The organism is Nocardia sp. CS682 (assembly GCF_004634405.1).
Lineage (GTDB): Bacteria > Actinomycetota > Actinomycetes > Mycobacteriales > Mycobacteriaceae > Nocardia > Nocardia ninae.
The window spans coordinates 5,460,535-5,487,013 of sequence record NZ_CP029710.1 but is presented as its reverse complement, the minus strand read 5'-3'; the positions used below and the strand labels follow the sequence as shown (position 1 = coordinate 5,487,013).

General features: G+C 65.7%; 23 protein-coding genes, 1 tRNA gene and 1 pseudogene. 14 read left to right on the top strand and 11 right to left on the bottom strand.

What is annotated here, in order from left to right; all coding sequences use genetic code 11:
* The first annotated feature begins 50 nt into the window (after window positions 1–50).
* Window positions 51–956 (top strand): cyclopropane-fatty-acyl-phospholipid synthase family protein, encoded by a 906-nt coding sequence (locus DMB37_RS24825; RefSeq protein WP_135234737.1) that lies wholly within the window; start codon window positions 51–53, stop codon window positions 954–956.
* 65 nt (window positions 957–1,021) lie between these two features.
* Window positions 1,022–1,094, top strand: a tRNA-Arg gene (locus tag DMB37_RS24820).
* Window positions 1,095–1,109: 15 nt separating this feature from the next.
* Here DMB37_RS24820 and DMB37_RS24815 read toward each other — a convergent pair.
* The 6 genes and pseudogenes from DMB37_RS24815 to DMB37_RS24790 form a co-directional block, all read right to left on the bottom strand.
* Window positions 1,110–1,712 (bottom strand): tyrosine-type recombinase/integrase, encoded by a 603-nt coding sequence (locus DMB37_RS24815; protein ID WP_167768927.1) that lies wholly within the window; start codon window positions 1,710–1,712, stop codon window positions 1,110–1,112.
* A gap of 200 nt (window positions 1,713–1,912) precedes the next feature.
* Window positions 1,913–2,320: pseudogene (locus DMB37_RS41990) on the bottom strand (N-terminal phage integrase SAM-like domain-containing protein); the annotation flags it as partial.
* A 2-nt stretch (window positions 2,321–2,322) separates the two neighbouring features.
* The gene (locus tag DMB37_RS24805; RefSeq protein WP_135234735.1) at window positions 2,323–2,529 is read right to left on the bottom strand and encodes an AlpA family transcriptional regulator; all 207 of its coding nucleotides are present in this window, start codon (window positions 2,527–2,529) and stop codon (window positions 2,323–2,325) included.
* A 246-nt stretch (window positions 2,530–2,775) separates the two neighbouring features.
* Window positions 2,776–3,501 (bottom strand): hypothetical protein, encoded by a 726-nt coding sequence (locus DMB37_RS24800; RefSeq protein WP_135234734.1) that lies wholly within the window; start codon window positions 3,499–3,501, stop codon window positions 2,776–2,778.
* The gene (locus tag DMB37_RS24795; protein ID WP_135234733.1) at window positions 3,498–4,574 is read right to left on the bottom strand and encodes a hypothetical protein; all 1,077 of its coding nucleotides are present in this window, start codon (window positions 4,572–4,574) and stop codon (window positions 3,498–3,500) included. The genes DMB37_RS24800 and DMB37_RS24795 overlap by 4 nt, the downstream gene beginning before the upstream one ends.
* 136 nt (window positions 4,575–4,710) lie before the next feature.
* Complete coding sequence (locus tag DMB37_RS24790) at window positions 4,711–5,211, bottom strand: hypothetical protein (RefSeq protein WP_135234732.1); 501 nt, start codon at window positions 5,209–5,211, stop codon at window positions 4,711–4,713.
* A 508-nt stretch (window positions 5,212–5,719) separates the two neighbouring features.
* Here DMB37_RS24790 and DMB37_RS24785 point away from each other — a divergent pair.
* The 4 genes from DMB37_RS24785 to DMB37_RS24770 all read left to right on the top strand — a co-directional run bounded on the left by DMB37_RS24785 (window position 5,720) and on the right by DMB37_RS24770 (window position 10,170).
* Complete coding sequence (locus DMB37_RS24785) at window positions 5,720–6,562, top strand: sigma-70 family RNA polymerase sigma factor (protein WP_240771644.1); 843 nt, start codon at window positions 5,720–5,722, stop codon at window positions 6,560–6,562.
* 7 nt (window positions 6,563–6,569) lie between these two features.
* Complete coding sequence (locus tag DMB37_RS24780) at window positions 6,570–7,403, top strand: protein phosphatase 2C domain-containing protein (protein WP_135234731.1); 834 nt, start codon at window positions 6,570–6,572, stop codon at window positions 7,401–7,403.
* A 949-nt stretch (window positions 7,404–8,352) separates the two neighbouring features.
* Complete coding sequence (locus tag DMB37_RS24775; protein ID WP_135234730.1) at window positions 8,353–9,039, top strand: hypothetical protein; 687 nt, start codon at window positions 8,353–8,355, stop codon at window positions 9,037–9,039.
* Window positions 9,040–9,342: 303 nt separating this feature from the next.
* Window positions 9,343–10,170, top strand: a complete 828-nt coding sequence (locus DMB37_RS24770) for an SH3 domain-containing protein (RefSeq protein ID WP_135234729.1) — start codon at window positions 9,343–9,345, stop codon at window positions 10,168–10,170.
* A gap of 370 nt (window positions 10,171–10,540) precedes the next feature.
* On the opposite strand, the gene DMB37_RS24765 is transcribed toward DMB37_RS24770, so the two are convergent.
* The gene (locus DMB37_RS24765; protein WP_135234728.1) at window positions 10,541–11,005 is read right to left on the bottom strand and encodes a hypothetical protein; all 465 of its coding nucleotides are present in this window, start codon (window positions 11,003–11,005) and stop codon (window positions 10,541–10,543) included.
* A 296-nt stretch (window positions 11,006–11,301) separates the two neighbouring features.
* Here DMB37_RS24765 and DMB37_RS24760 point away from each other — a divergent pair, with 296 nt between their 5' ends.
* Complete coding sequence (locus DMB37_RS24760) at window positions 11,302–11,523, top strand: DUF2188 domain-containing protein (protein WP_135234727.1); 222 nt, start codon at window positions 11,302–11,304, stop codon at window positions 11,521–11,523.
* 134 nt (window positions 11,524–11,657) lie between these two features.
* Here DMB37_RS24760 and DMB37_RS24755 read toward each other — a convergent pair whose 3' ends face one another.
* Complete coding sequence (locus tag DMB37_RS24755; RefSeq protein WP_135234726.1) at window positions 11,658–12,536, bottom strand: alpha/beta fold hydrolase; 879 nt, start codon at window positions 12,534–12,536, stop codon at window positions 11,658–11,660.
* A 97-nt stretch (window positions 12,537–12,633) separates the two neighbouring features.
* Between DMB37_RS24755 and DMB37_RS24750 the strand changes: the two genes are divergently transcribed.
* Window positions 12,634–15,912 carry an AfsR/SARP family transcriptional regulator gene (locus DMB37_RS24750; RefSeq protein WP_135234725.1) on the top strand — a complete coding sequence of 1,093 codons (3,279 nt, stop codon included), beginning with the start codon at window positions 12,634–12,636 and terminating at the stop codon, window positions 15,910–15,912.
* A 92-nt stretch (window positions 15,913–16,004) separates the two neighbouring features.
* On the opposite strand, the gene DMB37_RS24745 is transcribed toward DMB37_RS24750, so the two are convergent.
* On the bottom strand, window positions 16,005–16,892 hold the full coding sequence (locus DMB37_RS24745) for an SDR family NAD(P)-dependent oxidoreductase (RefSeq protein ID WP_135234724.1): 888 nt from the start codon (window positions 16,890–16,892) through the stop codon (window positions 16,005–16,007).
* Between the two features lie 70 nt (window positions 16,893–16,962).
* On the opposite strand from DMB37_RS24745, the gene DMB37_RS24740 reads away from it, so the two are divergent.
* From DMB37_RS24740 to DMB37_RS24730, 3 genes are all read left to right on the top strand, one after another.
* Window positions 16,963–17,886, top strand: a complete 924-nt coding sequence (locus tag DMB37_RS24740) for a LysR family transcriptional regulator (RefSeq protein WP_135234723.1) — start codon at window positions 16,963–16,965, stop codon at window positions 17,884–17,886.
* Between the two features lie 160 nt (window positions 17,887–18,046).
* The gene (locus DMB37_RS24735; RefSeq protein ID WP_135234722.1) at window positions 18,047–19,195 is read left to right on the top strand and encodes a lipase family protein; all 1,149 of its coding nucleotides are present in this window, start codon (window positions 18,047–18,049) and stop codon (window positions 19,193–19,195) included.
* A gap of 104 nt (window positions 19,196–19,299) precedes the next feature.
* The gene (locus DMB37_RS24730) at window positions 19,300–19,959 is read left to right on the top strand and encodes a DJ-1/PfpI family protein (RefSeq protein ID WP_135234721.1); all 660 of its coding nucleotides are present in this window, start codon (window positions 19,300–19,302) and stop codon (window positions 19,957–19,959) included.
* A gap of 15 nt (window positions 19,960–19,974) precedes the next feature.
* Here the strand turns inward: DMB37_RS24730 and DMB37_RS24725 are convergent, their stop codons facing one another.
* Window positions 19,975–21,435, bottom strand: a complete 1,461-nt coding sequence (locus DMB37_RS24725; RefSeq protein WP_135234720.1) for an aminotransferase class I/II-fold pyridoxal phosphate-dependent enzyme — start codon at window positions 21,433–21,435, stop codon at window positions 19,975–19,977.
* A gap of 113 nt (window positions 21,436–21,548) precedes the next feature.
* Here DMB37_RS24725 and DMB37_RS24720 point away from each other — a divergent pair, with 113 nt between their 5' ends.
* The 3 genes from DMB37_RS24720 to DMB37_RS24710 all read left to right on the top strand — a co-directional run bounded on the left by DMB37_RS24720 (window position 21,549) and on the right by DMB37_RS24710 (window position 25,816).
* Complete coding sequence (locus DMB37_RS24720) at window positions 21,549–23,882, top strand: galactose oxidase-like domain-containing protein (RefSeq protein ID WP_135234719.1); 2,334 nt, start codon at window positions 21,549–21,551, stop codon at window positions 23,880–23,882.
* A 110-nt stretch (window positions 23,883–23,992) separates the two neighbouring features.
* Window positions 23,993–25,000 carry an adenylate/guanylate cyclase domain-containing protein gene (locus tag DMB37_RS24715; protein ID WP_135234718.1) on the top strand — a complete coding sequence of 336 codons (1,008 nt, stop codon included), beginning with the start codon at window positions 23,993–23,995 and terminating at the stop codon, window positions 24,998–25,000.
* Between the two features lie 51 nt (window positions 25,001–25,051).
* Entirely contained in the window at window positions 25,052–25,816 is a 765-nt protein-coding gene (locus DMB37_RS24710; protein ID WP_135237808.1) for an RluA family pseudouridine synthase, read from the top strand.
* A gap of 1 nt (window position 25,817) precedes the next feature.
* Here DMB37_RS24710 and DMB37_RS24705 read toward each other — a convergent pair whose 3' ends face one another.
* Complete coding sequence (locus tag DMB37_RS24705) at window positions 25,818–26,462, bottom strand: TIGR03086 family metal-binding protein (protein WP_135234717.1); 645 nt, start codon at window positions 26,460–26,462, stop codon at window positions 25,818–25,820.
* Between the last annotated feature and the right edge of the window lie 17 nt (window positions 26,463–26,479).

The following is a 26,479-nucleotide window of genomic DNA, read 5'->3' as shown; positions in this document are numbered from 1 at the left end:
GAATCCGAATCGACTGGCGGCAACTGGTCGAGCGAGCATCGGGAGAGCTCATGACGCTGACCACCGCCGACATTCCGGTCGAGGATTTCCGGACGCGAACCCTGCGCTGGGCCAAGGAATGCTACGAGTGGTCCCGAGTCCCGTTCCTGCCCTCGGGCGAGCGAGTCGGCCGAGTCTACGACGTAGTCGGCCCGCGAAACCTGTTCGGCGAGGACTCCCTGTTCATCAATCTCGGCTACTGGCGCGACAACCCGGCCACCCTCGACGAGGCGAGCCGGGACCTGGCGCGACTGGTCGCCCGCGAGGCCGAACTCGGCCCCGGCGACATCCAACTCGACGTCGGCTTCGGCTACGGCGACCAGGACTTCCTCTGGGCCAAGGAGTTCGAGCCCGACCAGATCATCGGCGTCAACGTCGCGGTCGAACAGATCGAGATCGCCACCCGACGCGCCGCCGAACTCGGACTCGACCACCGCATCCGCTATCAGTACGGCTCAGCAGTAGACCTCCCCTGCCCAGACGAGTCCTGCACCAAGGTGACCGCCCTCGAGTCAGCCTTCCACTTCCCCTCTTACCCAAAGTTTTTCGCCGAGGCCCACCGAGTCCTCCGCCCCGGCGGCAAACTCGTCACCGCCGACATAGTCCCCCGCACGACCCCCACCACCCGCACCCTCCTCCGCCTGACCGACCGCCCCAGCCCCCTACCCAAAACCAACGTCTTCGACATCCACCACTACCGCCGCGCCCTGACCGCCGCAGGCTTCAGCAACGCAACCACCTACTCCATCCGCCGCCACGTCTACACCCCTCTCGCCGCCTACCTCACCAAACGTCTCCGCGACCCCGACATGCGCCGCGTAAACCCAGCCCTCCGCCTAGCCTTCAGCCATCCCGCCCTCACCCTCTGGGGCCCCTGGGCCGACTACATCATCGCCGTAGGCACCAAGGCCCCCTGAATCCGTTTCGGTCCAAACGCCCCCGACCCGGTAGACTCCCCGACGTCCCGGTGGAAACCGGGCCAGCCCTCGTAGCTCAGGGGATAGAGCACCGCTCTCCTAAAGCGGGTGTCGCAGGTTCGAATCCTGCCGAGGGCACAGTGTTCGTGCAGGTCAGCGTCTTACCTTCTGAAGGCTGACCACCTTTGAAGCCGCTTCGGTACGCAGTGAGTACGCAGTAGCGAAATTGGCGCGTGCCGAGTCGAGTCTGTTCGCCAGTTCCTCGAGGTCGTCGTCGAACAAGTCGGCGTAGAAGTCGAGTGTTGTGCTCGGCTTGTCGTGCCCGAGAAGCCGCTGGACGCCCAGCACCGAAGCACCCTCCGACACCGCCAAGGAGGCCGCGGTATGCCGCATCTCCTGTGGGGTGAGTCCGCCGAGGCCGGCCGCGAGAGCGGCGTTGTTCCACCAGGCACGTCTCATGTTCCGGACGCGCAGGACCGCACCACGGCGTGATGTGAAGACCTCAGCGTCCGGGGCCTTTCCGGCAAGGTGTGCCGCCATCGGCTTGGCAAGAAACGCCGGGAACGGCACGCTGCGTCGTTGGTGGTCCTTCGGGGCCTTGATGACGAGGACGCCGTCGACCTCGGTGATCGTGCGTTCGATCTGGAGCCGTCGCCGAAGCATGTGCACGTTCGCGGCCTGCAAGCCCGCCAACTCCGCGAATCGCAGTCCGCAGTAGGCCAGCACCATGACCAACAGCCAGTCCTCCCCGCGCATTCGGCCAGCCGCTCTACTTCGACTCCAGAGAGGTAGCGGCGTTTTGCGAGACGTTGCTTGGGCCGCTTCACCTTTCGGCATGGGTTGACCCCGATACGCTTGGAAGTCACTGCGTAGTCGCATATTTGGGACAGCACGCCGAGGTTCTTGCGCACTGTTCCTCCGGCGACGCCGCGTGCAACCTGATCGGTAACCCACTTCTGAATGTCGTCGTGCGTCAGGTCCGACAACCGGACCTGCCCGAAAGTCGGTTCGACGTGCTTGCGGACGATGGACTTGTAGCGGGATCTCGTGGACTCTTCCCAGTCCGGGTTACCGGCAAGCCATGCTTGGGAGACCACTTCGACGAGGACGCGTCCTGCGGACGGCGGGGCATGCACGCCGGTAACGACCGCTGCGGTCTGCCCGTCAAGCCACTCCTGGGCCTCGCTCTTGCGGGCGAATCGTTTGGTGTGCTCGTCGCCCTGACCGTCGACATAGCGGGCGCGCCAGCGCTTTCCCTTACCGTCGAGTTTGGAGGGAACGCGCCGGGCCGTGCCGTCCTCGTCGCGCTGTTCTTTGGTCCAGAGGTCTTCGACTCCGGAGCGGCGGTTCCGTCGTGCGGGCATGGCTACGCGGCTCCGCCGGTTTGAGTCTTGGCTTCCTGTTCGGTGATCCAGGCCTCGATGACGCTTTGCCGCCAGACGCGGCGGCGGCCGAGTTTGAAGCTACGGCGGCCGATGTCGGAGCCGATGTGTGCCCAGTACCGCCATGTGGCGGCGGGGATGCCGGTGAGTTCTTCGCAGTCGGTTGCTTGCAGATAGCGGTCAGTGCTCATGATCGTTTCCTCAGTTCTTGATGGTGCGCACGGTGGTGCGCTGCGGGTCGGAGGTGGTGCACGCCGGTGCGGGTGTTGTCACGGCCGGTGCACCACGTGAGACATGGGAGGTGGGCAGTGGGTCGAGGCGGTGCACTGGGTGGTGCACCGTGAGACAGGGGTGGTGGCGGCCGGTGCGCGGGCTGGAACATGTCACGCCATCTATCGCGTGCGTGGATGCCGCGAGTAATCTGAAATTCATCGCGTTCACCCAGCCAACTTGAGTCGCCGACCAGTACAGATAGTGCGGATTGCGGTCGGTCCGTCCCACGTGAGCGCGGTGAGGGTGACAGCTGAGACAGCCAGTGAGACAGGCAGTGCCGCCTTGTCACAGGCGGTGCGCACCGCTGGCAGGTCGGCGGGCTGGTGGTGCACAAGCAGCAGTTCCGTGCACCCGTCCTCGGCAGCGAATCGGCCCGCGCGGGAGACTTGGTGCACCAGGTCCGCACCGCTGGTGTCTCGGTGTCCCAGCACGAGCACGGCCCGTGAGACAGCGTCGGTGCGCACGGTGCGGCCGTCGTAGGGGTAGCGGCGTGGGTGGTGCGCGCGGTAGCTGAGTTCGCGTTCGGACTCCCACGCGTCGAATGCGGTGGCCCCCAAGGCGATGCGAGTGCGGGTGATCGCCCGGCCGCGCACTGACCACAAAGGCGAGGGCCGCCAGTCCGGACGCGAGGTACCGAAGAACCGGGTCACCGCGGGCCGGGTCGGCACGACCCATTTCGGGCCGGGCCCGACGCGCATCAGCGGGTGCACGAGGCCGGCCGCCTCTAGGTGCTCGCGGAGTTCGTAGACGTGGTTGCGGCCGGTGCCGAGGAACTCGGCGAGCAGGTCGACCTGGATCGCGCGTTGCTGCACGAGTGCGTACATCGCGCGCGCTTCCCGGTCGGTGCGGACCTCGTGGTGTCCAGTTTTCTGGACAGATGGGGTGGTCATTTCGGCGTCTCCTTCGTGCTCGCGCCGCGCCGTGGGCGCCGGTGGTTCGGGTTGGGGGTGCGGGTGGCCGCGCGCATCGCGGCGCGGGTGGCGAGGAATTCGGCCCATTCCTCGTCGATGTCGCCGTCGACGAACTGGAGCACGCCTCGCAGTTCGGCGGGCAGCCTGGCGAACGCGGCGTCGAGGGTGCGGGCGACCTCACGGCCCCGGTAGAGGTAGATCAGCCCGATCATCGGTTCGGGTTCGGCGTCACGGGCGGCATAGAGCGCCCCGCGCAATGCCTTGTCCATGTTCTTGGCGCTCTTGGCGGTGAGTTCGACCTCCAGTGCCCACCACCCGTACGTGCCGCCCACCACGCCCAGGAACCGGCCGTCATGGATGTGGCCGACCGAACGTGAACCGCGAGAACGGGATTCACGGGCTGCGACTGCGGCATCGTGTCGTAGCTGGCGTTCGGAGATCCATACGCCCGGTTCGGCACCGACGAGCAGCGCACGCGCCATCGCAACGGCCCGGTAGTGCTCGGCGTCCTTGACCGGTGGCTTCCACAACGTCGCGGGCATCCACCCCAGATAGCTGCCCGAAGTCTCACGGGTCGGCACGAGCCACTTCTCCCCGGGCTGGACCTGGATCAGCTTCGGCAGCATCAACCGGTCGGACCGCAGCTGCTTGGCCAGCGTGCGCGCATGGCTGATGTCAATACCCAGCAGCGCCGCGAGCACGTCGATTTGCAGCCCATACATCTCGACAACCAGCGCCGTGGCGGTATTGACCCGTGCGTTCACCTGGGTCACGCGTTTGTCGCCGAGCAGGCGGCGTACTGTCGTGCGCGGTAGACCGACCGCGTCGCCGATATCGGCGTACGTGCGACCCTGCTCGTAAAGAGTGGCGACCTCACCGAGTACGGATTCGACTGCGCGCGCGTTGATTCCGAGCGTTTCGCGGATCTGGTCGTAGGTCGCGCCCTCGCCGCGCATGGCGGTGATGCGTCGCTCCAGGCCGGCCGCGCGGGCCTTCTTCTTGTGGTCCTTGCGCGGACCAGCTGAGGTTTCGTGTCCTCGCGTTGTGGTCATTGGTTACGCCCGCTTCCTGCGTGTAGCAGCGAACTGTGTTGCCTACCAATGGAACTGGATATCCGCAGACGGCAGTAGGACACAGGCGACCAACTCGGGACGTCTACGTAACACCGGAGAAGTACCTTGAGGTCCCTCATCGGCTGCGCCGCCGATCGGCTCGAACGGGCCGTAGATTGCGGTCGACGGTCGGCTCCTCCTCCGCGACGACGGTGTAGGCGCTGGGCTTCTTGTCCCAGCTCACGTGGTAGTCGTGCCAGCCGCTCGACCAGTGCCCCTCGTCCGTCACGGTGAATCCGGGGACAACCTCTCGCCTGCGTTGGATCTTCGGCGCGACCAACGCCAGCCCGTAGGCGCAGTCACAGCCGCGGTGCTGTCCGCCCTTGCACAGTTCGCCGGTGCCGTCGCAGCCACGGCAGATGTCCCACTGAGACTGCTCATGTAACCGAGCGCAATCGCTTGAGCGGCAACCACGTTCACCACACCACAGGCACGACCCCGCGAACGTCAACCGAGGCGGCCGCAACGGATCCGGCGCACGCTCGGGCATCTCCACCGGCTGTACGCCGACAGGGTCGAAGCCAGGACCGCCGACGATTCGCATGCTCGCACTGACCGTGTCTGCCGGTTCCGGCACCGGGCGCAACCGCCGACCTGGCTCGCTAATCGGTCCGGCGCTCATCGCGAACGCTCCACGCCGCGCCGGACGCGTTCCGTGATCGGGGCGGATGCGTCGACGGCGGCCACAATCTCGGACAGCTCACGAGAATCGTTACCCGCCAACCACTTTGCAACGGCCGCACGCTCGGCGAACCCTCGCTCACCACGCCGAGGAGCATCGCTATGCGCGGCAGGCCACTCATTGATGTTCATGTAGGCGTCGCCGCCGAGGCCGGTACCGGCCCATGGATTTACACTGGACATGCTTCGGGACTCCGTTCCTGAAGTGCGGAAATGCTGAAGCAGCTACGAACTGCTTTGGCGCTGGCTTCCCGGCGGACTGCAATCCGCCGGGAAGCTCTTGCTGGACTTGTTTATGCCCCCTAAACAACTTGGCCGATGTTGATCCTTGCTGTTTAGTGGGTATAAACACAGAGGGTACGGCGGTGCCCCTCGCCGAGTCAATACCCCCTAAACTCGCAGCCATGACCGAACGAGACGAGTTTGATGCTGTGCGCTCCGACCCGGACCCTCTCCGGCGCGGCCGCCGCGCAGCCGAGCTGATCACGGTCTACCAGCAGCGGGCCGCAGAGCTGGCCCGACTGCGGCGAGCGGCCATCGATGAGGCTCACCAGACACTCGGACTCAACTACACGGACATCGCCGCGCAGCTTGGGATCACCAAGGGGCGTGTCACGCAGATCAGGAGCAGCGCGCCGCCCCAAGAGCGGGCGTTCTTCGGTGTCGGTCCGGTGTCGGTCGGTATCCCCCGCAGATACGGGGTGGAAGAGGGCCGCGAGCGACCCTTCTTCGACGCGGTAGACATGGCATCGCAAGCGGCCGTCGAGGACACTCTGAGTCGGTTGGCGCTTGCAACCACTCCATTCGCGATCGAACCCACAACAGAAACCGTCCCGGAAGGTGATTCGGTCCTGATCTGCGGCCCGAAGTCGGCACCGGTAGCACGCGTTCTACTGGCCGGTGACCCGTATCTTGACTTTGAGCAGGACGGTGGTGGGAGGTGGTGGATTCATGGAAAAACCCCTGGTAAAAGCGTTTGGCTCGACTCACCGTACAGACGCGCCAACCCAGAGCGGTCCGACGTCGGCTACTTCGCTAGGCATGTGTCATCCGGAGGTGTAACCGTCCACATTGCTGGAATTACTAGCGTGGGCTCCCTCGGAGTGATCCATTGGCTGATCCAAAACTTGCGGACGCTCTTCCTTGGCAACGAAGACGACTCGATGTGCGGAGTAGTTCGATGCGACTTCGACGAGCAGTTTGCCGTCCAGTCCAGCCGCCTCGTCGCTGGTCCTCACACCTGGTAAGCGCCTCATGGCCGCCGGACGACGTTTGCGCACTGCACAACTCGCAACACAGTCTGACGAGGACCGCTGTTTCATCGCGAAGCACGGAGTTGTAGTTCTCGACGGTGCGACAGCGCATCGTGCTTCAGCTGGGCCGAGCGGTGGGGACTACGCGTCGGTGCTCGGCGCCATCCTTGCGGAAGCCTTGGACCATGGACCTCACCAACTTTCGCTGGTCGAGATTCTGGAGCGGGCGATTGCTCAGGCTATTGAGGTGCTTCAACTTGAGAAGGGCGCACGCGATTCAGCATCGTGCACAGTGGCGCTCGCTCGGTTCGGCGAAGCCGACACCGTCGACCTCCTGGTCCTGGGCGATTCGACAATCGCTGTCGGTTCGGCCGGCGGTTCGGTGGAAGTCATAACCGACACCCGCCTAGACGAGATCGGCCTACCCGAAGCTGATGAGTACAAGTCACGGCTGGTCAGAGGCTGCGGCTACGACGAGATACATCGGCACATCTTGTCGAACCTTCAGAAGCGACAGCAGCGCTGGCGCAATCGAGCTGGTGGGTATTGGATCGCAGCGACCGAGCCCGCGGCCGCGCGGCACGCGATGATCATGAGGCGGCTGGACGTGCAGTGGCTTGTGTTAGCGACCGATGGCGTGTCCGATTGCCTGGAAACCTTGGGCATTTCGTGGCAAGACCTTGCGGATGCGGATTACACAGGGTTGGCGAATTATCTGCGGCGGTGCCACGCCTGGGAAGCCGGTGTTGACCCCCACGGAAGCCTGCTCCCCCGCGCCAAACGTCACGACGACAAGACCGTCGTGACAATGCGTAGAACGCAACTGGAGGGGTAGAGCTCCGTGTCTCGGAGCGCCTGTTGAGGCCGAACAGAGGCCGAACAGAGGCCGAACAGGTTTAGTCCCGTGTTCTCGCAAAATGTCCACTCGAAAATAGGGTCTGACCTGCGCCTTCGGCGCAGGGCTCTCGCTCTCACTGTTCCCGATTCTCTATGGCTTCGCTGTTCATAGAGAATCGGGAACAGTGAGAGCGAGAGCCAAGGTGGTTGAGTCAGTAGATGTAGTGATGAGTTGAGATGTGGTGCAAGGGACCATAAGTGAGAGCTGGGTGGGTGGTTGTGTCAGGTGCGGATGCTGCGGTTTAGAGCGTCGGTGGTCGCGTGGAGTGCGTGTGTGGCGGTTTAGCGCACGCGAGCCGAGGAAGCCGGAGTCGTGTAGCGCGCATGACGATCAGTCGGGCCACAAGGAGAGACCACAAGACAGGGCGTTTGAATAGTTACGTTTTGATGCCTAGGGATCAAAACGTAACTAGGAAGGTTGAGCTACGTTGCGTGCGTGTCGGTTTGGTCGACCTAGCCTGCGGTGAGCCAAAATGAAGGCTGGGGAGCTTGCTGGCGGTTGATTCTTAGGCATCAACTTCGCCCCTCATACGCGGTAACTCCGAGGGCGGCCTTCCACCAGACGTGCGCGTCGGGGCTCTGTTAACGCTCGACTAGATTGAGGGTGTATGACGACTGTTCAAGTCGAATGGCGGTACGAGCTGGATTCAGCGTTCGTCAGTGAGTCTGCGATCCTGAGTTCGCAATTCAGTACCAAAGTGGCTGGTCACGCGGCAACCGTCCACCTACCATCGCTTCCTGATCCTGGTTCTGAGAGCCATGTGCTGGGCCCGCCTAGTGCATCAGCGGTTCATTCCGAGCCGTCGGATTTCTGGGGAACCATCACAGCGACGAGTGGCGGCACCCCGATAGGTGTTGCGTGCCGACGCTTAGTGTTCGTTGGACAGGTGACCGGCAACGCCGCCGAGCGGCAAGCAGCAGCCGAAGCCATCGTTGCTGCGATGGACAGCTGGTGGGAGGCTGCGAAATCGTGGCTGGAGGTGGTTACAGGGCAAAAACTGACGCAGGTTGCACACCAACCAGTAATGGCGCTGGGCAACAAGACTCCTGTCTGGCCTATTGACTCTGATGGCACAGTCGGCAAACCGTTCAGTATCGGATCGCGCCACGCCTTGAGTATGACTCCAGTCAACGGGGTGACGAGTGACCTACTGCGCGAAAGTTTCAAACTCGCAGGCGAAGATTCTCCCGCGCCCCTCGCCTGGTTGATGCTTCGAGATGCTCGATCGTTGCAGGCCTCGGGCCACTATCGTCGATCAATTATCGACGCTGGTGCTGCAGCGGAAGTCGCAGTGAACAAGTTATTGGATGACCAACACGCACGCGGCCTGGTCCCAGTCGGTACGTTTGGGCGAACTCTCGGAGGACGGGCTCGAGCACTAGAGTCGACTGGTTACGCCTTGCCAATCGCCAATTTCCAAGGTGGATTCGTGGACGTCCGAAACGACGCCGTCCACGTGACGGTAGGAGCCCCGCCGGCCACTGCTGCGGATGCGAAGGCCATGATCCCGATCGCGGCAACCTTGGTGGAGGCGGCGTATCCGCTTCCGGGTGGGCTTTCGCGCATGTGGTGAATGAGCCGCTAAGCGCCCATCGCCGATGTCGAGGCTGCAGAGTACGCAGCCGGTACGCAGCACGCCTTACGACAGTAAATTCTGCAAACGTCAGCATCGGTAATAAGCGCTGGTAGGTCGCTTGGGTCCTATCTGTCATCAACTGCAAACGTCGAGAGCCGTCTTCATCATCAACATGGTCATCAGCGGCCTGCACAGCTACGCCGGACTCAGCTAAACGGCTTCCACCTGCGTCTTCTCTGCCCTACATCGGTTCAACCGATTGGACCTCCGTCGGCCCGCCGATGCGGCTACATTTAGCTCGTGAACATCTTACGTCGGTCTGGAATCTTTGTAATGCTAACCGCGCTTTCGTTTCTTCTTGCACTGGGCGGTTTGTGGAGTGATTTAAATTTTACAAATCGCCCAGTAGTAGACGGTGCGGATATTTCTTATCTGACCGGCGAGGCCAACGTGCGGACCTGTCCGTCGGTTGATTGTCAGTCGAGTGAGGTATTCTTCCCCGGCCAGCAGGTAACCGTTATTCGAGGACCCGCCGACAATTCGGAATGGTCAGAAATAAAGTATGGTGACACTACTCGCTTCGTTAGTAACAAATTCCTGGAACCTGTGCAGGCCACGCCGTTGGCGAAATGGTTCTTCTTGGCGGTGGCTGTCGCGGTCGGTATCACTGCGATGGTGCTCATTGCAAGCGCATCATGGTTTCAGAAATTGGCCGCAAAGGTGCCGCGGAGGTTCGATATCGGTTTAATATACTTCACGCTCCTCGCTGCCGTTGCTTCATGCATTTTGGGATTCTTCTATGCTCAAGCGGGAGAAAAATCCCTAGACGAGTTCTTGGGAGATGTATTCACTAATCTGGGGGCTGGGTTCGCTGGAGCTGCAATGACTTTTGCTCTATTTCAATCTCTGCTTAGTAAACGAAATGTCAGCATAGATCAGATAGATAGTGTAGGTGAAAAATTGGGATCATTGGAAGAGCGTGTGGTCGACATGCGACGTGCGGTGGATCAAATGGAGGCTCGGCGAGAGCGCGTTAATAGGGATCCCCGAAATAGCTCCAGATCGCCTAGCCTGCCGCACAGGCCGGGCCGAGGTCTGCCAACTAGGCGCCGTCGGCCGACGACATAGGGTACGCACGGAGTACGCAGCACCACCCTGGCTGACCGAATGCGACAAACGCTGTCAATTGCATATGCGCAGTTCAGGGCGTCGCACTCAACAGCTCACGCATCCACAAACACGACAAACCAGGCGTAAACCGCTCTCCTAAAGCGGGTGTCGCAGGTTCGAATCCTGCCGAGGGCACTTCCACTTACGCTGTTCACGCCGGTTTCTTGGTGAGGTCGACGACCTCCGCACCCGGTTGGGCGCCAGAGAGTACGCAGTAGCAAATTCGCCGAACAACAAAGCTGTCAATGGCGACGGGTTCCAAGGCCCGGAACGCGACAGTGCCCGCAGCGAAATCCTCTCCCGCTACGGGCATCGTCCGTAGCGATCACTACCAATCGTGGTCTCGCGCGATTTCCATTTTGGCCTGCGACAGCAACTCGCATTGGAGCAACTGACAGTGAGCCCACCAATCTGGATACGTCGCAGGATCGCGGACGACATCGTGAAGGCCGCGAGCATGAGCAATGACACGGTCCCGCAAAACGTCCGAACAGATGATCTCGACACGCTTCTCTGCCAGCCACACGCGCTCAATCAGTGGCTTCAAATTCTCCGGTGTCTCTCCACGCTCGCGGGCATCGAGCTCACCCTGCAATCGTTGCGCCGTCTCGAAGTAGTCGAGTATCGCGGACTTCATCTCCTCACGGTGGGCGAGGCGACTCTCGGCCCGAAACCTCATCTTGGCCTCGCGGGCCGAATTTCGTTGTACGAGAAGCGTTACAGATGCGCCAAGGCCAGCACCCACTAGGGGAAGCAATCCCGTCACCAACGTCGAGACCACGCCAGATGCCATAGCCTCATTCTCCAGATCTGAAGGCGATCCGTGTACCGATCGCCTTCCATGCTTCCTCTCATGGCCCCGAGTGTCTGACTTCAGCACGGGAGGGTAAAGGGCGCTACGCGATGGCCACGGCCCCGGCCACCCTTGGCTAGCCCTTGCCTCAGCACAGGACGGCCAGTACGAGGAAGCTGGGAGAGGGGAAGTTGCCGAAGAGTAACAGCGGATAGCTATAGCCGATTTGTATGTAGGACACAAAGTTGTCGACGGCGCCGACGAGGAGCCGAGGCAGATCTATTCGGAGGTGCACAATGGCGCGCAAGAGGTATTGGGTAGTCCCTGACGGCGCGGATTGGTCGGTCAAACACGAAGGAACGGTGGTGTCTACTCACAGCACCAAAGCCCAAGCCGTCGAAGCGGGACGCAAGGTGGCCTTGGCCAACCTCCCAAGTCAACTCACCGTCAAGCTCAAGAACGGGACGATCGAGCAAGAATGGACCTACGGCAACGATCCGTACCCGCCTCGGGACTGACGTCTCGCAAAGTGGGTGTCGCAGGTGCGAATCCTGCCGAAGGCCATCGAAACAGCTCGCCCGCGTACGGGCATGAGCCACTCAATTTCACCGATTCTGGGCAGCACTTGGCGTGCTGTCCGTTCTGGTCTGAATCAGCGGGTCAGGAGTTCGCGGATGGCTTGGGTGACGGTGGCGGGGGATTCTTCGGCCATGAAGTGGCCGGCGGTGACGGTGGTGTGGGTGAGGTTGGGGGCCCAGGCTTTCCAGAGGGCGGGGGCGTCGAAGCCTAGGGCGGCGCCCCAGTCTTGCTGGAGGACGGTGACCGGCATGCGGAGGTGGTTGCCGGTGGTGCGGTCGGTGCGGTCGTGGTCGAGGTCGATGGTGGCGGAGGCTCGGTAGTCGGCGACGATGCTGGGGATGGCGGCGGCGGAGGCGCGCAGGTAGGCGGTGCGGATTTCGGGTGGGATGGCGGCGGGGTCGTGGGTCCAGGTGTCCAGGAAGTGGGAGAAGAAGAGGTCGGGGGTGGCGGCGATCATCTTTTCGGGGAGGCCGGGGGGTTGGGCCATGAGGTAGAGGTGGAAGCCGACGGCGGCGGTTACGCCGTGCATGACGTCCCACATGTCGCGGGTGGGGAGGACGTCGAGGGAGGCTAGGTGGGTGATGGTGTCGGGGTGGTCGAGGCCGGCGCGGATGGCGACCAGGGCGCCGCGGTCGTGGCCGGCGAGGGCGAAGCGGTCGTGGCCGAGGGTGCGGGCGACGGTGACTATGTCGGCGGCCATGGTGCGCTTCGAGTAGGTGGTGCCGTCGGCGTCGGCGGGCTTGTCGCTGTCGCCGTAACCGCGCAGGTCGGGGCAGATGACGGTGTGGTCGGCGGCGAGGTCGGCGGCGACGTGGCGCCACATCAGGTGGGTTTGCGGGAAGCCGTGCAGCAGGACGATGGGGCTGCCCGAGCCGCCGACCGCGACATTGAGTTCGACCTGGTCGGCGACGGCGATCCGCTGGTAGTCGAATCCGGTAATCTTCGGTGCCATGAGGTGTCCTTCCGATGTTCGTTGGTGACGTTGGACAGTCTTTTCTCGCGCACTCAGCAACTGGTCAGCAGCGACTGAGTACGGCGTCGGCGGGCGCATGGCGCAGCTGAACTTCGGTGTTCTCGGGCCCATCGGTGCCGAGCGCGCCGGGACGCCACTGCCGCTGAAGGGGCCGAAGCACCGGGCGTTGCTCGCGCGGTTACTCGTCGCGCGGGGGCGCATGGTCACGGTCGATCAGTTGATCGACGATCTGTGGGAACGGCCGCCGCCCGGTGCGGTGGGCGCGATCCAGACGTTCGTCGCCGAGCTGCGGCGGGTGCTGGAACCTGACCGCGCACCGCGTACACCGGCACAGGTGCTGGTGACCGTCGCGCCCGGATACTCGTTGCGCACCGAGCCGGACGCGGTGGATGCGGACCGATTCGAGGCCGCCGTCGCGCGGACAGCGGAACTGCTCGCCGCGAAACACTTCGAGCGGGCGTTGACGATGGCCGACGTCGCGGCCGCACTGTGGCGCGGACCCGCCTACGCGGAGTTCGCCGAACAGGGTTGGGCGCGTGCCGAGGTCGACCGGCTCGACGGGCTGCGACTGCTGGCCGTCGAACATCGGGCCGCCGCGCTGATCGAGCTCGCGCGGCCTGCCGAGGCCGAATCGGCGCTGAATGCCCTGCTCGCCGAACATCCTTTGCGCGAACACGCCTGGCAGTTGCTCGCCGTCGCACTCTATCGATCCGGCAGGCAGAGTGACGCGCTTGCCGCTTTGCGCCGCATCCGGCACCTGCTGCGCAGCGAGTTGGGCACCGACCCCGGCCCTGAACTCCAACGGGTGGAGGCGGACATCCTGGCGCACGCTCCGCACCTGCTTGCCCCGACCTTACCCGCCCGAACATCGCCGCCCGGAAAGGATTTCGTCGGGCGCAGGCAGGAGTTCGCCGCCATACAGCACGTTGCGAACGACGTTGCCCGGCACGGCCGTACCCGGCTGGTGCTGCTGGCGGGCGAAGCCGGTGCCGGTAAAAGCGCTCTCGCCGAGGAGGTTTCGTCCGCGCTGACCGACGACGGTTGGCTCGTCGCGCGTGGCGAGAGCCCGGCTGACCTCGGCGTTCCACCGAGCTGGGCCTGGACCAGGATCCTCGCGGCACTGACCGCCGCAGGGGCGGCACACGATGACGAGCGTCCTTCGGCGAATAGCGACGAACGATCGAACAACGAAGGCGCACCCACAGATCCGGTCGAGGCGCGCTTCCTGTTCCATCGCGCCGCGGCCGACTATCTGGCGTCGGTGGCGCAACGCGCGCCGGTCCTGCTGGTGTTCGACGACGTACACAACGCCGGTTCGGAAACCCTGGACCTGCTTTCCGTGCTCGTCACGGGCGGTATCGCGGCACCGGTATTGATACTGGCGACCTACCGCAGCACCGACATCACCACCGAACTCACCGCCGCACTGGCCAAGATGGCACCCGCCGAGCCGGTTCGCGTCTACCTGAGCGGTCTGCCCGAAAACGACACCGTCGCCCTGGTGCGCGCGATCGTCGGACCGGATGTCGCCGAGCGCGACAGCCGCCGAATTCACCGGCGCGGCAACGGAAATCCGTTCTTCGTTCGCGAGCTGGCCCGGCTGCTCCGCGACGAAGGTTCCGACGCACTCGACACCGTCCCGGCCGGTGTCCGCGAGGTTATCCGGCATCGTATGGCGATGCTGCCGCAGTCCGCGCAGACCCTGGTCCAGCAGGCCGCGGTACTCGGCGAGGAGGTCGACCGCGAGATTCTCCTCGAGCTCGCGGATGACACGGCTCGTGCCCTCGACGACCTCGAGATCGCACTGACGGCAGGGCTGTTCACCGAATCGCCCGACGGATCACTGCGTTTCACGCACGCGCTGGTGCGCGACACCGTGTACCGCGATATCAGCGGCCCGCGCCGGGCCAGGTGGCATGGTGAGATCGGTGCGCTACTCGAAAAGGTAGGCATCGCAGACGTTTCCGTCTTGGCACATCATTTCGTCCGCGCGAACAGCCGGGCCACCGCGGCGAGCGCAGCCCGGTACGCGGGTGCCGCGGCGGTGGCGGCGGAACGAGGCTTCGCACTCGCCGAGGCAGTGCGGCAATGGCGCGCGGCCCTCGAAGCCTTCGACCGGATGCCCCGGCCCGATCCGGCCGCGCGACTCGACGCGATCACCGGACTCGCTCGGGCGCTCGCGGTCACCGGCAACCTGGCCGAGGCGAGGCATTACCGCGGTCTGGCCATCACGCAGGCCGGACAGTGGGCCGATCCGGTACAGGCCGCGCGAGTGATCAGCGCTTTCGACGTCCCCGCTATCTGGACCACCAACGACGACCCCGACCTCGCGCGCGACATCGTCACCGCCGCCGAGCGCATCCTCGCGATCCTGCCCGCCGAACAGCGTGAGCTGCGCGCCAGGCTGTGCACGACGGTCGCCCTCGAACTGCGCGGCGCAGACGACGACCGAGGTCTACGCGCCGCCGAGGAAGCCGAGGCAATCGCCAGGGAGCTCAACGAACCCGCCCTGCTGGCCTTCGCCCTCAACGGTCGTTTCATGCATACCTTACAGAGCACCGGCCTGAGCGCGGAACGCGCTCGCATCAGCGAGGAACTCACCGCTGTCGCACGGCAGCATCGGCTGGTCACCTTCGAGGTGCTCGGCAACTTGATAAGCATCCAATCAGACTGTGCTACCGCCGATCTCCCGTCCGCAGACGTACACGCAGCCGCAGCCGACCAGCTGGCCACCGAATACGAGCTACCGATGGTCGGCGTCTTCACCCACTGGTACGCCGCGCTGCGCACCGCACTCACCGGGAGCCACCACGCCGCCGAGACCGCTTACCGCACCGCCGCCAGGATGCTCACCGGCAGCGGCATGCCCGGCGTCGAACAGGGCCTGCTCCCCCTCGCACTGCTGTGCCTGCGTCTCCAGCACCGACTGCCGCCCGGCGACGACACGGCGGCCTGGGGTCCATACGAACCATGGGCCCGCCCGATCATCTTGTTGGACAAAGGCCTTCGAGACGAAGCCGCCGCAGCCCTACAAGCAGTCCCCAATTCCCCGCGCGACCTGCTGCTCGAACTACGGACCTGTCTCGTAGCCCGCGCCGCCCACGCCCTCGGCGACACATCGACCATGCAGCGCTGTTACGACCAACTCCTTCCGGCCGCAACCGAACTCGCCGGCGCGGGCAGCGGCCTGATCACCCTCGAACCTGTCGGTTACTACCTGGCCGAACTGGCCACCGCCCTCGGCAACCCGGAAGCCGCCGCAACGCACCGGCAGCAAGCACTCACCCTCGCCCGCCGAGCCCACTCCACCCATCTCATCGCGGCAGTGAGCGCGCCGCTACGCACCCACGAATAGTCCTCACATACTCGACGCACGACCATTCGACTCACCTCGACGACCGAGAACCCCGGGAGCCCAACCGTCTTGCTCGACTGATGCCGAGGACTTCACGGAGTAAGCAGAAGATCCTGCTCGACAGGCGGCTTCCCGGAATACCAGGGCACCACCTGACCGAAGCGAATCAGTTCGCCATACAGCGCCGGATCAACGCCCGGCGTCAGCACCAGATCGAGCACAGCGCGAGCCGCCTCGGCCGGTGTCTGCGCATGGCTGAAATCGCTGAACCACGGCCGCGATGTCGCGGTGTCGACCATGCCGGGGCACACCGCGGCGACCAAAGTGCCACTGACCAAGTCACTGTCCCGACGCTCAGCGGCCACCGCGCGCACAGCGGCAACCTGAGCCACCTTCGACGGCACGTTCAGCCACCGCGGCCATCCTGCCTCCTGCGCGGTCTTCGAATGTATTGCGCTGCGCCAAGTTTCGACAGCCTCCTCGACCTGGTCGAGAGTGGCACCGTCGAACAGTGGGCGCAGTCGCTCAGGCAGATGCCCCAGCGCACCCAATGTGCTTGCCACCACGAGCAATCGCCCGCCGGGCCGCAGTATCGGGCCGAAGCTGCGCAGGATGGCATGCGTCGCGGCGTTGGAGACATCGATGAATTCATCGGCCATCGCCGATTGCGACCGATCGGGGGTGAGCCGAGTGATGGCGTTGGAGAACACGATGTCCACACCGCCGTAGCTGTCCCGCAGTTCTGCGGCGAAATCAGCGATGCCCGAAGTATCGGCGACATCGAGCACCCGGCCCTGCACCTGACTTCGGGTGCCGGCTGCCTCCGCCACTTCGGCTGCGGCATCCGCAACTCGCTGCGCATTGCGCCCGGTGAGCAACACCAGATCAGCCGGGTCCATCCGGGCCGCCAGCCCTTCGGCCAGCGCCCGCCCCAAACCTTGATTCGCCCCGGTCACCAGGGCAATACGTCCGACGTTCATGACTCCAAGCTAGGAACGCCACAGCCATGAGTCCAACGAAAGTCAGGCACACCTGGTATGCGTAAAACTCATGGACTTCACCGCCGTCACGCTGACCGCGCTGCGCGTCTTCCGCGCCGTCGCCGAGCAGGGCACCTTCACCGCGGCAGCGGGCTCACTCGGTTACACCCAGTCCGCGGTCTCCCGGCAGATCGCGTCGGTCGAGCGGATGGCGGGCACCGAACTGCTCGAGCGCCGCCGTGACGGCGTAAGACTCACGGCGGCAGGACATCTCGTGTTGCGCCGAGCCAGCACGGTGTTAGCGCAGATCGACGCGACCGCCCGCGAACTGTCCGGCCTGCCCGCCCAGACAGCGAAGGTGCGGGTGGGCTGGTTCCCCAGCGCGGGCGCCGCTCTGCTACCGAAAGCTATTGCGGCACTGCGCCGAACCCATCCCGGCATCACCGTACTGAGCCGGGAAGGCAGCACACCGGCACTGGTCCGCGCCTTGCGTGCAGGCAGCGTGGACCTCGCTCTCCTCGGCTCCGAGCCACCGTTTCGGCCACCGGATACCGAGTCTCCCGCGCTCATCCTGCAAACCCTCACCGAGCGCGGCCTGTGCGTAGCCGTCCCCACCACGCACCCACTCGCGCGCGGCGACTACATCGACGTCGGCGACCTGCACGGCCAGCAGTGGATCGCCGGGCCGAACACCACGGACGACCGGCTGATGGGCGTCTGGCCCGGACTGGACGAGCGCCCCGAAATCACCCACACCGCACGCGATTGGCTGGCCAAACTCCACTTGGTCGCCGCAGGTTGCGGACTCACCACCCTCCCCGCCATCCTTGCTCCCGCCGCACCACCCGGCGTGCGCATCCTGCCGGTTCGCGGCGGCCCACAGGAACAGCGGCGTTTGCTGCTGGCTCACCTTCCGTCCCCGCTCGGCGACGCGGCGGCCCGGACCGCCGAAGCACTCCGGGCCGCCGCGATCGAGTTGGATATACCCCGCTGACTACCCGCGGCGACTCGACCCCACGGTGTACGACGACCCGACGCAGGGCGGAGTACCGTGGATTTGCTTGTAGTTTGCTTTCGCTCGTCGCAGTACCTGCGTCACCCGTCCTGAGCTGCTCTTCACCTGGTCGTCGGCCCAGCACAAGGAGAAGTCTTCGATGCGCGTTATTCGTGGTTGGAAGAGTGCGGTGGCCCTGGCCGCGGCCTCGGCAAGCATCCTGCTCGGTCTCCAGGCCGCACCGGCCACCGCGGAAACTCCGGGGACGCTGATCGACTCGATCCCGCAGGCCGACGGCTGGCGGCCGATGCCGAACGGGTCGGTCATCACCTACTGGATGGCCGGGTCGGACGGCACGCCGCAGCAAGCCAGCGGGGCCCTGTTCGTGCCGACGGGCACGCCGCCGCCGAACGGATGGCCGGTCATCGCGTTCGATCACGGGACCACGGGCCTCGGGCGCGGGTGCGGCGGCGAATCGGATCCGAGTACCGCGCCGCACTCACATTGGCATACCGAGGAAGACGACATCATGCTGCGGCTGATCGACCAGGGCTTCGCGGTGGTAGCCCCCGACTATCTCGGGCTCGGCCTGTTCGACACCGGTCCGCACCCGTACCTGGAGCTGAAGACCGAGGCGACGGCCACCATCGATCTGCTGCGCGCCGCCCGCTCCGCGCACCCTGAACTGTCCCGGACCTGGGCGGCGATGGGCCCCTCCCAGGGTGGCCAGGCCGCACTGGGCACCGGACACCTCCAGGCGAGTTACGCCGCGGACCTCGACTACCGCGGCACCATCGCGATCGACCCGGAATCCGATGTCGAAAAGGTGCTGCCGATAGCGGGACCCGCGATTCCGACGGTGCCGGGGACCTCGGAAACACTTGGCTTCGTGTCGAGCATTTTCGCCGGCTTCCGAGCCGCTCGGCCCGACATCGACTTCGACCAGTACCTGAGCCCGGCCGGGCGGACGCTGCTCGATGAGATCGGCACCATGTGCAAGCCGGAGATCGAGGCGCGAGTGGAGGGTGTCGGCATCGGCGAGTTGTTGTCGAAGCCGTTGTCCGACAGCCGTGTCCGGGCCGCTTACGAGTCTTACCTGACGGTGCCGACCAGCGGCTACGACGCCCCGATCCTGTTGCTGCTCAACGTCACCGATACGACGGTCCCGTCTCCGCTGCACGCGGCACTGGCCGCTCAGTTCGCCGCCAACGGGGTCGACTTCCAGACCGTCACGGGCACCGGGACGCATACCCAGCTCAACCCCCAAATGTGGTCCGCCATCGACGCTTTCCTCACTCGCGTCAGGTAGTAGGCCCACCTGGCGAGAATCCGTCGGAACCTGACAAGCGAGCTACTTCTCGCGGACCGGCGCTGCACTTAGCGTCGTAAGCACCGACGAGAAGGAGACTTTCGATGCTCGCACAGTTCGTACTGTTCGACGGATTCGATCCGCTGGACGTGATCGCGCCCTACGAGGTGCTCGGCGCGGGCGGCACGGTCACCGGTGGAGCGCTCGAGGTCGAACTGGTCGCCGCAGCGGGCGCGCGGGAGGTCCCCAGCGGCGTAGCCCCGGTGTCGCTGCGGGCCACCGGGCGGCTTGATCCGGAACGCGCGGACCTGGTCATCGTGCCCGGCGGGATGGGCCGGATGCCGACGGACGCGGAGGATCACCGGGAGGACAGCGTGCTGGCCGTTCTCGTCCGAGCCCTCGACACCGAACTGCCTGCTCTGCTGAAGCAATCCATGGATCGGCCGGGGCTCACCGTCGCGAGCGTCTGCGGCGGCTCGCTGTTACTCGGGTTCGCCGGGTTGCTCACCGGCCGCCCGGCGACCACGCATCCCCTGGGCATGGCGGCACTGGCGCGAACCGGGGCGCGGGTGGTGGACGCCCGCGTCATCGACGACGGTGACCTGATCTGCGGTGCCGGCGTCACCTCGGGCCTGGACGTCGGCCTGTACCTGCTGGAACGCGAACTCGGTCCGCAGGTCGCGCACGCCGTGGAGCAACTGATCGCCTACGAACGTCGCGGAACCGTCTGGCGCAATACGGGTTCCGTGCCCGTCGCCGCCTGACCCGGCACCGATCGGTCAGCGCGCGACCACGCGGATCGTCTTCAGTTCGGGGTCCGCCGGATCGGGGACGTTCATTCCCGCGTCGACGCCGGAACGCAAGTACTCGATCACCGCCTCGTCGATCTGTTCGCCGGGCACGATCACCGGTATGCCCGGCGGGTACGGGGTGACCTGCTCCGCGGCTATCCGACCGGCGGACTCCGCCAACGGCACCGTATCGATCGACGCGAAAAAGGCGTCGCGGGGCAGCATTACGGACTCGAGCTGCAACTCCTCAGGCGAGGGCAGGCGGAGGCGCGGACCCGGCTGCACCTCATGTTGTGCACGCCAAGCACCGAGTGCTTCGACCAGGGTGTCGATCGTCGACTTGTCGTCGGAGATGGACAACGTGGCCTGGATCCGGCGGTGATCGCACAGCCCCATATCGATACGCCGGTGCTCGCGGAGCCAGTCCGCGACCTGGTAACCGGTTGCGCCGGTGGCGGATACGTCCATCAGGACCTGCATGCGGTCGAGGTCGTGGGATGCCTCGACACCGCACAGCGCCTCGTCCATCACCTCGATGTCCGCGATGGCGGCCAAGTCGGTGCGTGCGTGCTCGGCGAGTTGCAGTGCGCTGTCGAGCAATTCGTGACCACGCTCGACCATCTGCCTGCGCCAGCCGTCGATCGCCGAGTACAGCAACACATTCGGACTCGTCGTCATCAGCAGGTCCGCGCAAGAACTGAGGTGTTTCGAGTCGATGAGGTCACCCTGATGGTGAAACACCGAGCCTTGCTCGAAGCCCGCGCCCATCTTGTGCACGCTGACCACGCAGACATCGGCACCGACATCCATCGCCCAGGTCGGCAGGTCGGGGTGGAAGGGCAGATGCGCGCCCCAGGCTTCGTCGACGATCAGCGGCTTGCCGCGCTCGTGGCACACCTCGGCGATCCCCGCGAGGTCCGCGCAGGTGCCGTACGGGCTGGGGCTCACGATCAGCGCACCCGCCGCGTCCGGATGCTCGTCCCAGGCCTTGCGCACCTGTTCCGGCGATGGCGGGTGCGAGAAGTGCCGCTCGGCATCCCATCGCGGCGTTATCCAATGCGGCTGCACGCCGGAGAAGATCAGGCCGGCGACGATCGATTTGTGGCTGTCCCTGGCGACGAGCAGGCCGCCCTTGCTGCCGCCTGCGACCGACATCATGGCGGCCTTCACCGACAACGAGCTGCCGCAGGTCGAGAAGAACGCAGTCTCCGCGCCGACGGCGTCGGCCATCAATTTTTCAGCATCCTTCAGATATCCGCCACGCGACAGGCGATCATCGACCCCCGGCGTGGCCAGCACGTCGGAGCGGAACGCGTCCGCGCCGAGCGCGTCGAGAACGCGCTGGTCAGTGCCTCGTCCCTGCCGGTGTCCCGGCGGCGTGAAGCCGTAACGGCCGAGTCGGTGGTACTCGGCCAGTGCGTCTACAAGCGGTGCCTTCGAGTGATCCACGACGGTCGAGTACCCACGGCCCAGCACAGCACACTCCGGGCTACGCCCCCGTTTTTCGGTAACCACGAAAGGATGGTCTCGCCGGATCGGCCGCGACGGACGACGATAGGAATGTGGCTGGACAATTTGTTCCCGTCCCGGGGTGGTTCGCCTGGGAAAACCAGGATTGCGGCGTCGCGGTCGCGGATATCGACGGCGACGGAAACACCGATGTCGTGGTGTTCATGGTGGACAACCCGGAGGGGCAGAACGCCGGTTTCTACCGGGTCGGCTCGGGGTTCGCGGCCGACGGTTCGGTGCCCACCTGGGGGCCGTGGCTGGAGGTGCCGGAGTGGTTCGGCTGGGAGAACCAGGGCGCGGGAATCGCCCTCGCCGATCTCTCCGGCAACGGACAGCTGGACCTCGTCATCTTCCTGGTCGACAACCCGCCGGGCCAGAATCAGGGTTACTACCGGATCGGCCGCGACCTGGCCGCCGACGGCACGGTGACCGGTGGCTGGACGCCGTGGTTGCCGGTGCCGGACTGGTTCGGCTGGGAAAACCAGGGCGCCGACATCTGCCTCACCGTGCTCGACGGACAACCGGTGCTCGTCCTGCTCACCGTGGACAACCCGCCTGGCCAGAACAGCGGCCAGTTCCGGCTGGCCAAGGGCTTGGGGGCGGACGGATCGGTGGCCGAGTGGACGCCGTGGCTCGCGGTGCCCGACTGGTACGGCTGGGAGAACCAGGGCGCGGGCCTCGCTGTCGCGGATCTGGACGGTGACGGGCGGCCCGAGCTGATCGTGTTCGCGGTGGACAATCCGGTCGAGGGCAATGTCGGGGTGTACACCATCGGCTGGGGGCTGGACGGTTCCGGTCACGCGGTCGACGGCTGGAGCACGTGGTCCACGGTGCCCGACTGGGGGTTCACCGAAAATCAAGGCGCCGCAACGGCTTTACTCACGCACCCGGGTGCGCCGCCGGAGCTGGTCGTCTTCACCATCGACGCGCTGCCCGGCCAGAACGCGGGTTACCTGCGGGTGGTCGAGCTGGAGACCGACCTGATGCACGCCGCGCACATGGGCGTGTGGCGGATCCTGGATTTCGGTACCGAGATCAATCCGGTGCACGCCGCGCTGCTGCACACCGGCGACGTGTTGTTCTTCGCCGGCTCGGGCAACGACCCCGATCGCCACCACGCACACGACTTCCGCACGCGCGTATGGCATTACCCGAATCCCGGCCTGGACTCGGTGGACACGCCGATCGACCTGTTCTGCGTCGGCCAGGCCATGCTGCCGGACGGCAGGCTGCTCGCCGCGGGCGGCACCGAACGCTACGACCCGTTCTACGGCCTGCCCGACGCGCTGATCTTCGACCCCGCCGCGCTGTCCTGGAACCGCATGCCGGACATGGCTTTCGGCCGCTGGTACCCCTCGCTCGTCACAATGCCGGACGGCAACGTGGTCTCGGTGTCGGGCCTCGGCGCCGACAACTTCCTTTCGGTGGTGCCGGAACTCTTCGACACCGCGACCCAGACCTGGTCGCAGCTGCCGGTTCCCGGCCCCATCCCGATGTACGGCCATCTGGTGCTGCTCGCCGACGGCCGCCTTTTCTATACCGGCGGCCAGTACGGCGGCAACAACGGTATGCGGCCGTCGATCTGGGATCCGGCGTCCGGCGCGACCACCGAGGTGCCCGGCCTGGCCGATCCGGGCTCGCGCAACCAATCCGCCAGCGTGCTGCTGCCACCCGCACAGCAGCAGCGGGTGATGATCCTCGGCGGCGGCGGCTTCGATATGCACAGTCCCGCACCGGCTTTGGCCGACACCCGGATCGTCGACTGCTCCGGCCCCACCCCCGTCTACCAGCCGGGCCCGCCGATGGACCACGCCCGCATGCATCTGAGCGCGGTCATCCTGCCGGACCGGACCGTGCTGGCCACGGGCGGCTCGGGCATGGAGGAGATGGCGCACGCCGCGCCGCCGCACGCCGAGATCTTCGACCCTGCCGCGGGCCGCTGGATGCACACCGCGAAGTGCCGCGTCCCCCGGCTCTACCACTCCGTCGCCCTGCTCACCCCGGACGGCAAGGTGATCACCGCGGGCTCCAATCCGGCCCGCAAAACCGAAGAGCTGCGCATCGAAATGTATTGGCCGCCCTACCTTTTCCAGGGTGACCAGCCCGAGCTCCAGCTCGGCGCCGAGTCCGCGACGTACGGTGCGACCGTCACCGCGACCAGCGCCGCGACGCTGCGGGAGATCAACCTCGTCCGCCCCTGCGCGTGCACCCACTCCTGCGACAACGAGCAACGCCTCGTCGACCTCGAATTCACCAGCACCGCACCGGATTCGGTGACCATCACCTTGCCGGACAACCCCGCACTCGCGCCGCCGGGCTGGTACCTGATCTTCGCCGTCGACACCGGCGGCGTGCCCTCGCTCGGCCGCTGGCTGCGCCTCGGCTGACACGCGGTCAACCGTTCCCGGGACACGCCGACCGGGCCGCCCGCTGTGAGGTGGCCCAATGGTGGCGGTGTTTGCGGCGAGTAGCGCCACGGTCGTCGTAAGGTACGGGCATGGTGCCCACCGAGAAGTCCGAGTTGGTGCAGTCGATCGTCGAGTCGTATCTGCTGGACGGGGCCAGGCAGTACAGCCGCACCGACGTCGCCGATCAGGCAGGCACCACCACGGCGCTGACCAAGCGGCTGTGGACCGCCCTCGGCTTCCCGGCCGGGCTGGACGACGACGCCGTCGACTACACCGACGCCGACATCGCGGCCCTGCGCAACTTCCGCGACCTGAACGTGCTGGCCTCGGCCGACTCGCGGCAACAGGCGGCGACCGCGCGCACCCTCGGCCAGGGCATGGCGCGGCTCGCGGAGTGGCAGGTCGACCTGGTGCTCGCCGAGATCGGCGAGCGCATCGCCGCGGCCGACCCCGGCGCCGACCCCGAGGAGACCGTGCGTACCGCCACCGAGGGCACCATCGCGACCCTCGAACAGCTCAACACCTACGCCTGGCGCCGCCACCTCGCCGCCGCGCTCTCGCGGTCGCTCGATCCGGGCACCTCCGCCGGGGACACCGTGCGCGAGCTGGCGGTCGGCTTCGCGGACATGGTCGGCTACACCCGGTTGACCAGGCACCTGCACCCCGACGAGCTCTCGCTGCTGCTGGAATCGTTCGAGTCCACCACGACCGCCGCGATCACCGAGAACGGCGGCTGGGTGGTCAAGAATGTCGGCGACGAGGTGATGTTCGCCGCGAACAGCGCGGCCAATGCGGCACGTATCGCGCTGGCCATCCAGGAGTCCACCATGATGGTCGGCGGCACACCGGAACTACGCGTCGCGGTGGCCTACGGCGCGGTGCTGCAGCGGTTCGGCGATCTGTACGGCTCGGTCGTGAACATCGCGTCCCGGCTCACCGGTGTCGCCCGGCCCGGCACGGTCCTCATCGATGACGAGGCCGCCGCGGCGCTGGACGGCGAGCCGGAGTTCCTGATCAAGAACCTGCGCAGCGTCCGCGTCCGCGGCTTCAATCGGCTGCGCCCGCACATCCTGCGGCGCAACGAGAAGAACCACTGAGCACCGCTTCGAGCGCGGTGCCGGCCGCGACCTAAGCTCATTCCAGTGGAAATGGACTGGTCCGAGCTGCGCGCGCGATTCCTCGTCGAAGAAGACGAGGCGATCCTGGCCTTGCACAAGCCCGCCGGTATCTCCGTCACGGGCGAGCGGCACGACACCGACCTGGTCGAGATGGCCGCCGCGGCGGGCGAAACGCTCTATCCGGTGCACCGCATCGACAAGGTGACCTCCGGACTGGTGCTGCTGGCCAAAGAACTCGGCGCGCACGGCCAGTTGACCAGGCAGTTCAACAAGCAGACCGCCGAGAAGGCCTACCTCGCCATCGTGACACCGGGCGAGCTGCCCGACACCGGGACGATCGACCTGCCGCTGAGCGTCGGACGCAAGAACCGGGTCCGCATCGCGGCGCCGCGGGAGAGCATTCGCCGCGACGCGGACCGATGGTTCGTCGCCGACACCGATCTGCTCGATACCAAGAACTATCCGTCGCGCACCGAGTTCGCCACGGTGCTGCGCCGCGACGACTACGCGGTGCTCGCGCTGCGCCCGATCACGGGTCGCCGCCACCAGATTCGGGTGCAGCTGGCCTGGATCGGCCACCCCATCGTCGGCGACCCGCTGTTCGACAAGTCGGGCGCACATGAGCGGACCTACCTGCATTCGTGGCGGCTCGGCCTGACGGCGGACTGGCGTACCCCGCCGGAACTCGCACTGGCGGCGACACCCGACGCGGACTTCTGGCGGCCGATCCAGGCCGAGCCGAACGAACCCGCGGACCTGCTGCGCCGTGCGGGCGAGCTGCTGCGCGGCGCTTAGGTCAGTGCGGCCATTCCGGCGACCGACCGAGCATCGCGACGATCCGGTCCAGCCGATCCGCACTCGATGACGGCACCACCGGGCCGAATGCGGCACCGGGCGCCAGCCGGATCTCGCCGCCGGGAACCGCCTCCGCCACCGGGAACGCGGCATCGAGAAGGTCGTCGTCGAAGTGCACCGGCAACCCCAAAGTCTTTGCCACATCCCAGGAATGCACGACATAGTCGATGAAGTGGAAGCTCACCGCCTGAGCTCCGGAGAACTCGAAGTCGGTACTGAACTCCACCAGTGGAACCTTCCGGTCGAGCACGCCGGGTTCGGCGAACGCCGCGATGACGTGCTCGGCGGCGGCGCGATAACTCGCCACTGGATCCGCACCGAGCGGACGTAGCTTCCACTGGATCGGGTCGGCGTCGCCACGGGACGCGGCGGCGAATCCGTAGTGCTGAGCGATCATGTGCGTCAACAGGCCGTGCAGCGTCCAATCGGCGCACGGCGTCGGCTTGCTCAGGTCCGCACTGGTCAATTGCTCGACCAGGCCGATGCTCGTCCGCACCGCCTGCTCGTTCAACGCGATGAGATCGACGTCGCTCATCAGCGCGTCGAGGGTGCGCAGTTCCGCGCTGGTATCCGAATCGGTCGCCATCTATGGCTGCTCTCTAC

Coding starts and splice junctions, on each gene's coding strand:
- DMB37_RS24825 (WP_135234737.1), top strand. CDS start 51: ATGACGCTGACCACCGCCGACATTCCGGTCGAGGATTTCCGGACGCGA.
- DMB37_RS24815 (WP_167768927.1), bottom strand. CDS start 1,712: ATGCGCGGGGAGGACTGGCTGTTGGTCATGGTGCTGGCCTACTGCGGA.
- DMB37_RS24805 (WP_135234735.1), bottom strand. CDS start 2,529: ATGAGCACTGACCGCTATCTGCAAGCAACCGACTGCGAAGAACTCACC.
- DMB37_RS24800 (WP_135234734.1), bottom strand. CDS start 3,501: ATGACCACCCCATCTGTCCAGAAAACTGGACACCACGAGGTCCGCACC.
- DMB37_RS24795 (WP_135234733.1), bottom strand. CDS start 4,574: ATGACCACAACGCGAGGACACGAAACCTCAGCTGGTCCGCGCAAGGAC.
- DMB37_RS24785 (WP_240771644.1), top strand. CDS start 5,720: ATGACCGAACGAGACGAGTTTGATGCTGTGCGCTCCGACCCGGACCCT.
- DMB37_RS24780 (WP_135234731.1), top strand. CDS start 6,570: ATGGCCGCCGGACGACGTTTGCGCACTGCACAACTCGCAACACAGTCT.
- DMB37_RS24765 (WP_135234728.1), bottom strand. CDS start 11,005: ATGGCATCTGGCGTGGTCTCGACGTTGGTGACGGGATTGCTTCCCCTA.
- DMB37_RS24760 (WP_135234727.1), top strand. CDS start 11,302: ATGGCGCGCAAGAGGTATTGGGTAGTCCCTGACGGCGCGGATTGGTCG.
- DMB37_RS24755 (WP_135234726.1), bottom strand. CDS start 12,536: ATGGCACCGAAGATTACCGGATTCGACTACCAGCGGATCGCCGTCGCC.
- DMB37_RS24750 (WP_135234725.1), top strand. CDS start 12,634: ATGGCGCAGCTGAACTTCGGTGTTCTCGGGCCCATCGGTGCCGAGCGC.
- DMB37_RS24745 (WP_135234724.1), bottom strand. CDS start 16,892: ATGAACGTCGGACGTATTGCCCTGGTGACCGGGGCGAATCAAGGTTTG.
- DMB37_RS24740 (WP_135234723.1), top strand. CDS start 16,963: ATGGACTTCACCGCCGTCACGCTGACCGCGCTGCGCGTCTTCCGCGCC.
- DMB37_RS24735 (WP_135234722.1), top strand. CDS start 18,047: ATGCGCGTTATTCGTGGTTGGAAGAGTGCGGTGGCCCTGGCCGCGGCC.
- DMB37_RS24730 (WP_135234721.1), top strand. CDS start 19,300: ATGCTCGCACAGTTCGTACTGTTCGACGGATTCGATCCGCTGGACGTG.
- DMB37_RS24715 (WP_135234718.1), top strand. CDS start 23,993: ATGGTGCCCACCGAGAAGTCCGAGTTGGTGCAGTCGATCGTCGAGTCG.
- DMB37_RS24710 (WP_135237808.1), top strand. CDS start 25,052: ATGGACTGGTCCGAGCTGCGCGCGCGATTCCTCGTCGAAGAAGACGAG.
- DMB37_RS24705 (WP_135234717.1), bottom strand. CDS start 26,462: ATGGCGACCGATTCGGATACCAGCGCGGAACTGCGCACCCTCGACGCG.